The 12,679-nt window shown below is 59.4% G+C and carries 11 protein-coding genes; 3 read left to right on the forward strand and 8 right to left on the reverse strand.

The window, feature by feature from the left end; genetic code table 11:
• Positions 1-23: 23 nt before the first annotated feature.
• Positions 24-683 carry a DUF2931 family protein gene (locus KGB27_RS17765; RefSeq protein WP_223480966.1) on the reverse strand — a complete coding sequence of 220 codons (660 nt, stop codon included), beginning with the start codon at positions 681-683 and terminating at the stop codon, positions 24-26.
• Positions 683-2,230: a T6SS phospholipase effector Tle1-like catalytic domain-containing protein gene (locus tag KGB27_RS17770; RefSeq protein WP_223555557.1), complete on the reverse strand. Its 1,548-nt coding sequence runs from the start codon at positions 2,228-2,230 to the stop codon at positions 683-685. The genes KGB27_RS17765 and KGB27_RS17770 overlap by 1 nt, the downstream gene beginning before the upstream one ends.
• 219 nt (positions 2,231-2,449) lie before the next feature.
• Here KGB27_RS17770 and KGB27_RS17775 point away from each other — a divergent pair, with 219 nt between their 5' ends.
• Positions 2,450-2,890 (forward strand): phage infection protein, encoded by a 441-nt coding sequence (locus tag KGB27_RS17775; protein ID WP_145316151.1) that lies wholly within the window; start codon positions 2,450-2,452, stop codon positions 2,888-2,890.
• A gap of 83 nt (positions 2,891-2,973) precedes the next feature.
• Here KGB27_RS17775 and KGB27_RS17780 read toward each other — a convergent pair whose 3' ends face one another.
• From KGB27_RS17780 to KGB27_RS17795, 4 genes are all read right to left on the reverse strand, one after another.
• The gene (locus KGB27_RS17780) at positions 2,974-4,569 is read right to left on the reverse strand and encodes a DHA2 family efflux MFS transporter permease subunit (RefSeq protein WP_223555546.1); all 1,596 of its coding nucleotides are present in this window, start codon (positions 4,567-4,569) and stop codon (positions 2,974-2,976) included.
• Positions 4,566-5,663, reverse strand: a complete 1,098-nt coding sequence (locus KGB27_RS17785; RefSeq protein WP_223555548.1) for an HlyD family secretion protein — start codon at positions 5,661-5,663, stop codon at positions 4,566-4,568. The genes KGB27_RS17780 and KGB27_RS17785 overlap by 4 nt, the downstream gene beginning before the upstream one ends.
• 100 nt (positions 5,664-5,763) lie before the next feature.
• Positions 5,764-6,174 (reverse strand): cupin domain-containing protein, encoded by a 411-nt coding sequence (locus tag KGB27_RS17790; RefSeq protein WP_207286579.1) that lies wholly within the window; start codon positions 6,172-6,174, stop codon positions 5,764-5,766.
• 45 nt (positions 6,175-6,219) lie between these two features.
• Entirely contained in the window at positions 6,220-6,963 is a 744-nt protein-coding gene (locus tag KGB27_RS17795; protein ID WP_223555550.1) for an SDR family oxidoreductase, read from the reverse strand.
• A 233-nt stretch (positions 6,964-7,196) separates the two neighbouring features.
• Between KGB27_RS17795 and KGB27_RS17800 the strand changes: the two genes are divergently transcribed.
• Complete coding sequence (locus tag KGB27_RS17800; protein WP_223555552.1) at positions 7,197-8,783, forward strand: winged helix-turn-helix domain-containing protein; 1,587 nt, start codon at positions 7,197-7,199, stop codon at positions 8,781-8,783.
• A 987-nt stretch (positions 8,784-9,770) separates the two neighbouring features.
• Here KGB27_RS17800 and KGB27_RS17805 read toward each other — a convergent pair.
• Positions 9,771-10,226: a hypothetical protein gene (locus KGB27_RS17805; protein ID WP_223555555.1), complete on the reverse strand. Its 456-nt coding sequence runs from the start codon at positions 10,224-10,226 to the stop codon at positions 9,771-9,773.
• A gap of 283 nt (positions 10,227-10,509) precedes the next feature.
• On the opposite strand from KGB27_RS17805, the gene KGB27_RS17810 reads away from it, so the two are divergent.
• A complete protein-coding gene (locus tag KGB27_RS17810; RefSeq protein ID WP_008043932.1) occupies positions 10,510-11,019 on the forward strand; it encodes a YkgB family protein in 510 nt (169 codons plus the stop codon).
• Positions 11,020-11,079: 60 nt separating this feature from the next.
• Here the strand turns inward: KGB27_RS17810 and KGB27_RS17815 are convergent, their stop codons facing one another.
• The gene (locus KGB27_RS17815) at positions 11,080-11,922 is read right to left on the reverse strand and encodes a helix-turn-helix transcriptional regulator (RefSeq protein WP_032832844.1); all 843 of its coding nucleotides are present in this window, start codon (positions 11,920-11,922) and stop codon (positions 11,080-11,082) included.
• Between the last annotated feature and the right edge of the window lie 757 nt (positions 11,923-12,679).

Consider the following 12,679-nt stretch of genomic DNA (forward strand, 5'->3'; position numbering starts at 1 on the left):
CGTTTTTGTTTGTGTGGGGGGGGTTACCAACTGCCGTACGGGATGCCGAATTGTTCGATGTAGCGCTTCGCCTTTTCACTGACTGGATAGGCATACTTTCCTTCACTCTTTCCCTGACTCGGTCCTAACGGTTCTATCTCAGCCTGGGCCCGTGCGACCTTGATCGTTTTCAGGCATTTATCCTCTACCCACACTTGCACAATGCCGCCGGGAGCCAATCCGACATACATCGCCGCCCGGTAATTGGCAGCCTCCTGCGGTCTTGTCGCGCAACGCTCGTTCACAGAGGCGTGCATGATTTGACGCGCCTCTTCGGGGATATCCACCCACGCATGATAGGTTTGTGGCTCGACGATGGACTGCCAACGTACGTATATGCGCTTTGGCAAGTCAGCGCCGACCACTCCCCGAATACTGCCGCCGATATGCTCACCCCATCCACGCGCCGCTTCGGTTCCATTCTCGGGTTCTCCCCCCGATGCACGACCTCCGCCCGTGCGGTTGAACAGCTTGCCATTGATGTCTTCAACAGCGCTGTCCTCTACCCAAACCTTCATGTAGAACGGCTCGTTGAAACTGAGACTCCACCAAGGATTTTTCGGATCGTCCTTGCCCGACAATGGCTCGGTTGCCTGACAACCTGTCGCCAGCAATGCGCACAACAAAATGACGATTGCTCGCATCAAAATAATCTCCAGCTTGGGTCAGCAATATGTGGGTGGCGAACACGGACTCCGTCATCCGTTGGAGCATTGGTGTAGCGGATTTTCATCCCACGTTCACGGCTGCCGCCAATCGGGTTGTTCCAGTTAGCAGACATGTGGATGTACTTAAGCCTAAGCAACCTTTCTTCTTCAGGTGATGGTTTGTACTGACCTGCGAGGACGTTGTCACAGAACGATTGAAGCTCTGCCGGGACAGCGTACTCAGGAGTTTGCGGAACATCATCAAACTGGACGCCTTTCTCCTTCGCCAACTTGTGCATCAAGCGCAGAGATACCACCGACAACTTTCCACTCACCGATCTTTTTAGTTGCAAGCCCGCATAGGCTCGGACTTTTTTGCCCCCCAAACGATCCTGCTCCGCCACCGGTAACTCAGATGGCGCGGGAGTAACAACCTCCAGCATTGCATCTGGCCAGCCGCTGGCAATCCACTTGGCTTTCTCTTGAAGGGCGTCTCGATAAATGGAGGTGGTACGGATGTCTTCACCTTTACTGATTGTGAGGGCCTGCATTGGGCTCACCAATACACACTCTTCCACTTCCTCGCGATAACCACCACCAATGTCGGAATGCACACCGGGCAGGGGAATTTCCGGATGCGCAGGAACGACACTACTCAACGCAAAATTCGCACGATGTTCATCACGAGCCGTCAGTTGCACGACATCGGTGAAGTATTTTCGGTCCAGGTACAGGTTAATGCCAGGAGCCACCGGGCTTTTGATATCGCCCATATTTGTAAAGCCCGCGACAGAGGGAACAGTATCAAACAGGCCGACAAAACCCATGATGATTTCGCTGTTGTATCGGCTGCCAAAGCTGGAGCTGAAACCCTTGGGGTTACTTCGAAGCACTTCTCCCAATGGCCCTTGTTTGCAACGGACGATTTCGTTTGCAAAATGCCGTGCCGCAGCGGCGCCTCTACTGAAACCAAACGTGTCAAAGGTGAGCGAGGTGATTTCGCTGTCAGGATTACTCTCGATTACTCGCTTGACCAATGTTTTCAGGTCCGCGAACGCTTGCTGCACCTTACTCGCTACACCCGTTGCGCCCCGCCCACTGGCTGCATTCAGGAGGCTGTCTTCGGTGCCGGCACTTGTGCCTATCCCATCAACGTAGAGGCTTCGCAGCGCTAGTTTGACCGAGCCTGCGCCCTGTACGTCTTTCGATTCCGGATAGAGGTCAAACAGTTTCGAAACATTACTCACATCATTCCCATAACTCCCCTCCGGATCCGCCATATACGGCTTGCAGCTCGCATCTACATCCGCAGGCAAAATCGGATGATGGGCGCCACACAGCAATCCTGAAGCCGAGTTGCTCGCATTGTTCAGCGTCCCGTCGAAGAACACGCCAATGCGCAATGCGACGCGGACTTTCTCCTTCGCTGCCGCCGGTGCCTTGCCGTATTTCTCGTACTCGGCCCAGCGTCTGGCGTGGATGTCGACGGGTTTGGCTTCGTCGTATCGGAAGTTTTTCGGGGGGTTGGGTACGTATCCACTCATTCCTTGATCACCTGGCTCCTTGGTGCGACGGGCGCTGAGGGTGCCACTGTGGATCCAATCAAGCAACGCGTAGCCAGATGCCATCACTGGGACAACATGGACCTTCTTCCATGTATTGGTTTCGTCAATGGTCACCATTAATTCAATGAAGTTCTCTTAAAAATTGTGCGGCGTAACATCGCCTCCATACCAAACAACTACACCCCGGAGCACACCACCATGAAACGCCAACTCTTCCTCAGCATCGCTTTCTCGGTTTTTGCAGTTAACGCTTTTGCCGCTTCGTCCGCTCACCCGGTTGTCGCTGAAGGCGGCTCGGATCGGTTGATTGAAAGCCGTGTGGCTGAGGGTGGTTCGGATCGTTTGATCGAAAATCGTGTGGCCGAAGGTGGTTCTGATCGCCTGATCGAAAACCGCGTTGCCGAAGGTGGTTCCGACCGTCTGATCGAAAACCGCGTTGCCGAAGGTGGCTCCGACCGTCTGATCGAAAACCGCGTTGCCGAAGGTGGCTCCGACCGCCTGATCGAAAACCGCGTCGCCGAAGGTGGTTCCGACCGTCTGATCGAAAACCGCGTGGCCGAAGGTGGTTCTGACCGTCTGATCGAAAACCGCGTTGCCGAAGGTGGTTCCGACCGCCTGATCGAAAGCCGCGCTGTATGAATGAATGGCTCTATCGCGGTACTCAACGAGAAGCCCGGCCTAATCAGTCGGGCTTTTTCTTGCGTCAAACAAATGAGTGGCCTTCATTGAGGTGACGCCGCAGCACGCCGCTTCGCGTATCGCCCCAACCCGATTTTGATGCCGACCAGCATGGGCGCGGCGACTGCGAAAAGCAGCGTCACTGCAACAAATGCGCTGTCGAACGCAATCACGGTGGACTGACCTGTGACGGTACGACCCAGAAGGTTCATCGCCGCCCGACCCGCAGCCACTGCATCCATTCCCTTGGCCGACAACATCGCTGTCGTGGCGGTCAGCCGCTCGATGACCGCGCCCCCTCCCGGAGTGACGCTGGCGCCAAGGACCACCGAGTTGGCGACAACGTTATGCTCAATCAGCGTCTGGAGCCCTGCGACGCCCATCAGGCCACCCAACTGGCGCCCCGTATTGAAAAGCCCTATGCCGCTGGCGAGGTTGCGCCTGTTGAGGTCACTGAACGCGATCAGGGTGATCGACAGAAACAGAAAACCAAGACCCAACCCGCGCAACAGGATGGCCGCCATCATGTCGTCGGCGCCGCTTTCACGGGTGGAACCGGACAGCATCCACATCGCAACCATGATCATCAGGATGCCGAAGGGCACGGTGGCGAACGGCGGAACGCGGCGGGCCTGCATGAGCCAGGCCGAAATCAGCAACGCCCCGATAAAAAAGGCGCCACTGGGCAACAGCAGCTGGCCGGCATCGGTGGGTGTGAACGCGAGGACTGACAGTGCAAACGCCGGAATCAGGAACGCACTGCCGAACAAGGCCGCACCGGCGACAAAACTGACGATAAAGGCGAAGGTAAAATCGCTCGATTTGAACAGGGTGAAATCGAGCACACCCTGGCCTTGGGTCAACACTTGCTGGCCAAGAAAAGCCAGCAACGCGGCTGCCCCCATCACGGTCAGCCACAGGATGCGCGGTTCCTCGAACCAGTCCCATCGGCTGCCCTGGCTGAGCACATAGGTAAAACACAACAAGGTGACGCAGATCAGGCAGAAGCCGACCCCGTCAAACGGACGATGCCGTGTCTTGGTCGGCATCGGGGCGTCGGCGGTCAGCAAAAGTCCACTGGCCGCCAGGGCGAGCGGAACAACGCTGAAGAAAATCCAGGCCCAGGACTGGCTATCGATCAACCATCCTTGAAGGGCCGGTGCGAGGGTGGCGGGCGCGACAACCGCGCCCATGGCGAACAGCGCCTGAAGGATGGGTTGATGTGATCGCGGCCAGGCGCGAAAGATGATCACCTGCCCACCGACCAGCAGCGTGCCGCCGGCGAAGCCCTGGATAACTCGAAGCGCTACCAGCAGATCCAGCCGAGCCGTCATGGCGGCAACGGCGCACGCCAGGCCCATGACCAAAGTGGCGCTGATGAGGACCTGACGCGGCCCGAAGCGGTTCACCAACCAAGGAGCGGTCATGAATCCGATCAGCTTGAACGCGGTGTAGCCAATGTCCAGCCAGGCGAACTCATCGGGTGTTGCATAGGTATCGCCGATGATGTCGCTGCGGCCAAGCGACAGGACGGTGCCGGCGAGCGCTTCCGTCAGCGCGGCAAGCAGGATGCCCGCCATGATCAGGAGGCCATTCGTCACGCTGGCATTGCCCGGCGTGGCGGTGGCCACCGGGCTCATGAGCCACTTCCTTGCGCAACCTCGACCCGCGCAGACAGGCCCGGCACGATGCGGCCCGGCAACGGGTTGTGGGCCAACAGGATTTTCACCGGCACCCGCTGGACGACACGAACAAAGTTGCCGGTCGCGTTATCCGTGGGCAGCAGACTGAACGCCGAACCACTGCCCGGTGCAAAGCTGTCGACCACGCCTTCAAGTGCCTCGTTCGGATAGCCGTCAACTGTGATGCGCACCCGTTGACCGGGGCGAATGTGCTCGAGTTGGGTTTCCTTGAAGTTCGCCACGACCCACACATCATGGACCGGCACGATATCGAGCAACGACACGCCCGTCGTCACATACCGACCGACGCGGACCTGGCGGTTACCGATAACGCCATCGACAGGCGCGCGGACCACGGTGCTGTCGAAATCGATCTGGGCGAGATCCCGCGCCGCCTGCGCCTGATTCACCGCCGCAACGGCTGCTTCGCGCTCGGTAACGAGCACGGCGATGTGTTGCTGTTGCGCCTCGACCGATGCCGAGGCGGCCGATACCGTCGCCTCGGCTCTGGATTGTGCGGCGGCGGTTTCATCGACAAGGGCATGGCTGACCGCGTTGCTGACGATCAGTTTGCGGTTGCGATCATGGGTCTTGGCCGCCAGATTCATCTCGGCGGAAGCTGAACGCCTCTGGGCTTCGGCCTGGCGGATCAGGGCCCGTTGAAGCTGGGTCTGGGCATCGACATGGCTCAGGCGAGCCTGGGCCGCACTGACATTCGCCACGGCCTGCGCCAGCCGAGCGCGGTAGTCTCGATCATCAATGCGAAACAGGACATCACCCGCCCGGACGGTCTGGTTATCCTCGACCTCTACCGACGTGATGTACCCGGCCACTTTGGCGGCGAGCGAGGTCACGTCGCCGCGCACATAAGCATTATCGGTGGAGGTCGTGCCGCTGAAAACAGCCACGGCCCCTCCGGTAGCCAGGACCAGAACGGCGGCGACGCACAGCAATCGGCCGATGGTTTTTTTCTTGCTGCGACGCGGCGCGGCGACAGGGATTTCAGCGTTTGCGCCGGCGGCTATGGCGGCCTTGTCCTGGAGCGAGTTCATTGTTCTCATTACCTGTTCAATGCCAATAAACCTACAGCAGCCAAAGGGCGGCAGTGGCCTGCCGCCCGGCTATCGCGCGTCGATCAGCGCGTGTGTGAAGTCACTTGCCGATGGGCGTGACGAGCTCCTTTTCCCCGGAATCGAGGACGAACACCGCCAGCAAACGCGCAGGTTGGGTATCGCTGGCGTTGGCGCTGACTTCGTGCACGGAGCCAGGCTCCTCTACGAAGTTTTCGCCGACGTTGTAGATCTTTTCCGGCTCGCCTTTGACTTTTATGCGAAACGAGCCTTCCAGGACCGTCGCATAAATGAAGGCCGTTTTCGGATGGGTGTGGGCCGGCGATGCGGCGCCCGGCCCATACTCGACAACCACGCCCTTCATGCTCTTGCCGGGGATATTGGGAATGGGCCGGTCGAACACGACCGTCACCTTGCCCGCGGGCTTGTCGTCGGCCGACGCGGTGATCGAGAGCGCTGCGAAAGCAGCGGCCAGAAGATATCGGGTGAACATGGCAAATCTCCTTATGCGTCTGTTTGATGAGGGCGAATCCCGGCGTCAGGACCGGGCGAGCCAGTCCTCGAAACGAATCGCGCCCAGGCGCGGGTGCTTGCCGGGGGTCAGCGATTGATCGTCGAGCACCGCGCCGAAGTAGCGTGCGTGCACGTCCGGTACGACTTTGCGGGTGTCCCCGGTTGCCCGCAGAAAGCGCCTGACCAGTTCGTCCAGCGGCATGGCCTCGGGCCCCGCGACTTCGAGCGTGCCGTTGACCGGTGTTTGCAGCGTGACCTCCGTCAGCGCCGCCACTACGTCGTCGGACGCCAGTGGCTGGATCAGCGCGGGCGAAAGGCAAATCTCCTCACCGACGGCGGCCGATTGCGCGATACCGCCGACAAATTCGAAGAACTGCGTAGCCCGCAGAATGGTGTAAGGAATGCTGGACGCCTTGATCAGGTTTTCCTGGGCGACCTTGGCCCGGAAATAGCCATTCTCGGGAAGCCGTTCGCTACCGACGATTGACAGGGCCACGTGATGACGAACGCCGGCGGCCGCTTCAGCCGCCAGCAGGTTGCGGCTCGAGGTTTCAAAGAAGTCGAGGACAGCCTGGTCTTCCCACGACGGCGCGTTCGCCACGTCGACGACGATATCAGCGCCATCCATCGCTTCGGCCAGGCCTTCGCGGGTGATGCTGTTTATGCCCGTACTAGGGGCGGCAGCGAGCACGTCATGGCCGCGCTCGCGGAGGTTGTTCACAAGTTTCGATCCGATGAGGCCAGTGCCTCCAATGACGACGATCTTCATGGGTTCTCTCCGCTTCACGACGGCAACCATTGCTGTCGGTGTGAGCAAAGAGTGCCCCCGTGCGTAAGTGAAGTCCTTGCGCAGGCCTTGGATTTACCTTCGCTCATGCTTGTTTTTTCGTCCAAAAAAACCGCCGTTTGAATGTCATCCTGACTCGGCGGTGCAGCCGGTTACGCGCTGCCGTATTATCGACTGCTCGTACTCATTACCCGCTCGACCAGGGGATATTCACCTTGCCATTCGTGTTTGAAGACTACGTGCTCGATCAAGAGCGTCGGGAACTCACCTTGCGCGGGCAAGTCGTGCGCATCGGGCCACAGGTCTTCGATTTACTGCTGCAGCTCGTCAGCCAGCGCGATCGCGTCGTCAGCAAGGATGACTTGCTCAGGGCAGTGTGGAGCGGCCGGGTGGTTTCGGAATCGACGATCACCAGCCACATCAATGCGGTGCGCAAGGCCATCGGCGATACCGGTGAGGAACAGCGCCTGGTTCGCACGGTGCCGCGCAAGGGTTACCGCTTCATTGGCCAGGTCGAGGCAGGCGAGACCGCCGAGGCCCGGCAACCTGACGGACACGATATCGACGCAGGCGTGCCCACCGACCGGAATGAACCCCTCGTGCTGCCGGACAAACCCTCGATCACTGTCCTGCCCTTCCAGAACCTGAGCGGCGACCCGGAGCAGGATTATTTCGCCGACGGCGTGGTTGAGGACATCATCGCTGCCCTGTCGCGGATCCGTTGGCTGTTCGTGATCGCGCGCAATTCCAGCTTCACGTACAAAGGCCGCTCCGTGGACGTCAAGGGTGTCAGCCAGGAGCTCGGCGTGCGTTACGTGCTGGAAGGCAGCGTGCGCAGGTCCGGTGACAGGGTGCGCATCACCGGGCAACTGATCGATGCGACGACCGGAACGCACCTCTGGGCGGAGCGCTTCGAAGGCACGCTCGACGACATCTTCGAGTTGCAGGATCAAATCACTGAAAGCGTCGTCGGTGCCATCGCGCCGCAGCTCGAACGGGCAGAAATCGAACGGGCCAAGCGCAAGCCGACGGAAAGCCTTTGTGCCTACGACTATTACCTGCGGGGAATGGCGAAACTGCACAACGGTACACGGGAAGCCATCGAGGAGGCGCTGGTGATGTTCTACAAGGCCATCGAACTCGACCCGGAGTTTGCATCGGCCTATGGCATGGCGGCGTGGTGTCATTTCTGGCGCAAGTTGAATGGCTGGATGACCGATCGACCTCAAGAGATCGCCGAAGGTGCGCGGCTGGCGCGACTGGCCATGGCGCTCGGTCGGGACGATGCGGTGGCGTTGACGCGAAGCGGGCATGCGCTGGCCCATCTCACCGGCGATGTCGATGGCGGCATTGCCCTGCTCGACAGGGCGCGCTTGCTCAATCCGAACCTCGCTCCTGCCTGGTTTTTGGGTGGTATTTTGCGTGCACTGCGCGGTGAAACAGACGCCGCCATCGAGTTTTTGACCCATGCCGTGCGCTTGAGCCCGCTGGACCCGGAGATGTTCAGGATGCAGGTGGGGATGTCGCTCGCGCACTTCGTTGCCGGGCGCTATGACTGTGCGACGGACTGGGCGGATAAGGCATTGCGCAACCTGCCCACCCTGCTGCCTCCGGTCGCGCTGCTGGCGGCCAGTCATGCGCTGAGGGGACAAATGAATAAGGCGAAGCAGGCGATGCAGCGCTTGCGCGAGCTGGATCCTGCATTGCGTGTTTCCAATTTGAAAGAATGGCTGCCTATTCAGCGGCCAGAGGATCTTGCTCGTTTTGCGCAGGGGCTGCGGATGGCTGGGTTGCCTGAGTGAGTGTGGTGCTGATCACTTTGCTTGGGGGTATATCCGTTTCTGCGGTAACGGCCACTTATGGTTTCGCCCTTACGGCGAGTCACTTTGGAAAAGCCCCAAAGTAACCAAAAGGCTCTTGCCCCTTTCGTTCGGTGCCTCGCCTAGGCTCGGCATGCCCTCGCTCCGGTCCTGCTCCGTGGGCCCGCCGCCATCGGCCATCCATGGCCGGGGGCGGCTAACCCGGCATCCATGCCGGGTTGCCCACTGCGCAGAACCTGCGCTCGGCCTCTCGAGGGGGCGTGTACCTCAAGATCAAAAGCGGAAGGCGAGCTAACGCTCGGCCTGATGAGTGGTGGAAATCAAAAGCGTATGGGATTCCCTGTAGGAGCCGGCTTGCCGGCGAAAAACGCCCAGACACCGCGTTGATTCAGACAGCCCGCGTTATCGTTGAAGTCCATCGCCAGCAAGCTGGCTCCTACAAGGGAAATGCATTGGTTTTCGGTATGTCCTCGATCCCCTGTAGGAGCCGGCTTGCTGGCGATAGCGGTGAGTCAGTCAACGTATGTATTGACTGGACGGACGCTATCGCCAGCAAGCCGGCTCCTACAGGGGATCGGTGTTCATGTCCGGAATGAGTGAACGCAGCAGTGAAGCAGAACGCGTACGCAAATGAGCCAGGTCGGCTTTCAGGCCGCCTCGGCGGCTGTGGCGGTAGTCGCCCCCTCGAGAGGCCGAGTGGAGGTTCTGCGCAGTGGGCACCGCGGCAAGGATGCCGCGGTAGCCGCCCCCGGCCATGGATGGCCGATGGCGGCGGGCCCACGGAGCAGGACCGGAGCGAGGGCATGCCGAGCATTAGCGAGGCACCGAACGAAAGGGGCAAGAGCCCTTTGGTTACTTTGGGGCTTTTCCAAAGTGACTCGCTGTAAAAGCGAAACCATAAGCGGCCGTTACCGCAGCAACGGATATGTACACCATTCCCAAATCCGCCGCAGGCTAAAAAACCGCAGCTCAGTTATTGCGCAACAGCACGTAAGCCTCACCACCATTACGGTCATGCTGAAGAATGAAGTTTGCGCCCTGCAGGCTAACCTTCGACGGCACACGATCCGCCACCGCTGTCTGCGAATATGGCTGCACAGCGCTCAGCAATTGTCGGGTCAGGCTATCGTCGGACTGGCTCGGAGTCGTGACCACGCACTCTTTCGCAGACAACTGCACCGCAAGGTTTTTGTCAGCCGTGAAGCCGATACGGGTAAAACCCATATCCTGCAGATCATCGATACCGTAACGCTTGGCGGCTTCGGCCGAACCAGCGAACGATGGCGCAGTCTTCAGGCAGATGTCGGTGAAAGCTTCAATGGCCTTGGACTTGACGGGAATCGGAGCATTCGGGGTTGATGCAGCGCAACCGGCGAGCAAGAGAAGGCTGGACAAGGCGAGCTTGCGAAACAACGAACCGGACATGACGCTGGGATCCTTCCATTTGAATACGACGCGCAACCATCGGGTCGCGTGCCACTTGAGCAGGTGGGCCCGAATGGTAAAACAAGCCCGGCCTCCACCGCGAGAGGATGAGCGTCGAGGCCCTTCTCATTCAGCACCAACAATGAGTCAAGACGATCTGCATCGGACTCAATACGTTCAGAACCCAATAGCGCGGCATCAAAGGCAACACTGTCTCCACTCCCAACGCACACCGCGTTGGGGTGTGAAAGGTATCGCCACCCCACTATTGGAAGCCTGACTCATGAAAACCTTAAGCATCGAGAACTACAAAACCAATACCGCCTCTGGACAATCATCGCTCGGGAGCAAAACCACAGCGATTGGGACTTACGGAGCGTACTTTGCCCTCGCCGTGATCTACTTCTGGTTCGGTGGCATGAAATTCACTCACTACGAAGCGCAAGGCCTGGTTCCGCTGGTGAGCAATAGCCCTTTCCTGGGTTGGGTCTACAACATTTTCAGCGTCGATACCTTCTCCAGTTTACTCGGCGTCCTGGAAGTCTCGATCGGCGCTCTTATTGCAGGTCGACTGCTGTCACCCAAGCTTTCATTGATCGGTGGCGCCTTGTCAGCCGGGCTGTTTTTCACGACGTTGAGCTTTATGTTGTCGACACCTGGAGTGATCGAACCCAGCCTCGGTTTCCCGGCCATTTCGGTTGCACCGGGCCAGTTTCTCCTGAAAGACATCGGGTTGCTTGCCGCGTCCATCTTCGTGGCCGGCCATTCATTAACCGCGCTGGAAAACCGCTGAATCGATGATCCTTCTCTTGGGATGGCCTGAAGCAATCCGATGTTTTCAGGCCATGCCCCATCAAGAAAGTCCGTCCCCCTCTCCCGCCAAATCTTTCAGCCAGTCCCGAGGGCTGTAGCCCGTCTTGCGACGAAACGCACGAGCAAGTGCCGAAGGACTTTCATAACCGACTTCTGCGGCGATCAGCGTAATCGGCCGCCCTTCACGCAAACGCTTCTGCGCCAGGCTGATACGCCAGCTCAACAGATAGTCCGCCGGTGTCTGCCCTATAACGGCCCGGAAGTGCACGGCATAGGCCGCGCGCGACATGTTCGACTCGCTCGCCAGTTCCGCCACCGACCAGGCACGGTGAGGTGCGTTGTGCATTTGCACCAGCGAGCGCGCCAGTCGCGAATCCGCGAGCCCGGCCATCATGCCGGTCCGCAGTTGGTGATGATCGAGCAGATGTCGAAACAGCAGGATGATCAGTAATTCGAACAAGCGATCCAGCGCCGCTTCCCTGCCGCAATGTCCGGCTGCCGCCTCAACGAACATCCATCGCAGCGTATCGGCCAGCTGCGGCAACTCTTCCAGGGGCAGCACCAGGCAATCGGGTAGCGAGGCAGACAATGGGTTATCGACCCCACCCTCAAACTCCATTGACGCACACAGGAGTTGAGCGCCCTCGGGCTCACCGGCGAACAGTTGATGCCGGCTTGGGCGTGGCAGAAAAATCAGACTGGGTTGCGTCAGCAGCACGTCCTTACGGTCGCCGCCCCGCAAAGTGATGGTACCGGCCTGCAGCAGGTGAATATGACCACGCTGGTCGGCGCCATCGTACGCCGCCATACCGCACAGCCTGCCGTTGTAAAACAGGTGTGCGCGTACGCCGAACTGCGAAAACAACGTAGACAGGCGATCCATGGGCATTCTCTTGGAGTGGTACAGACCGGAGGTCTTTGACTGGGTGTATATCCATTCCTGCGGTAACGGCGGCTATTGGTTCCGCCCTTACGGCGGGTCACTTGGAGAAGCGCCAAGTAACCAAGCGCCCGCGCCCCTGACGTACGGTGGCTCGCTAAGGCTCGCCATGCCCTCGCTCCGGTCCTGCTCCGTGGGCCCGCCGCCATCGGCCATCCCTGGCCGGGGGCGGCTAACCCGGCATCCATGCCGGGTTGCCCACTACGCAGAACCTCCACTCGGCCTTCCGACGGGGCAGATCAAAATCAAAAACCAAGCAAAAGCCAAAGCGAGGCGGCCTGCCAGCCGACCTGTCTCTATAACCGTACGCGCTCGCCTTCACTGCTGCGGTCACTCATTCCGGATATGTACACCGATCCCGTGTAGGAGCCGGCTTGCTGGCGATGGCGGTGGGTCAGTCGGCGCATTTATTGACTGGACGGACGCTATCGCCAGCAAGCCGGCTCCTACGGTTGATCGTATTTATCCAGACACATCTGCATTTACCCTGTAGGAGCCAGCTTGCTGGAGATGGACGTCAACGATAACGCGTACTGTCTGAATGAACGCGTCGCCCAGACGTTTTTCGCCGGCAAGCCGGCTCCTACAGGGAATCCCATACGCTTTTGATTTTCACCACTCATCAGGCCGAGCGTTAGCTCGCCTTCAGCTTTTGATCTTGAGGTACACGCCCCCTCGAGAGGCCGAGCGCAGGTTCTGC

The organism is Pseudomonas sp. BF-R-01, assembly GCF_019946615.1.
GTDB lineage: Bacteria > Pseudomonadota > Gammaproteobacteria > Pseudomonadales > Pseudomonadaceae > Aquipseudomonas > Aquipseudomonas migulae.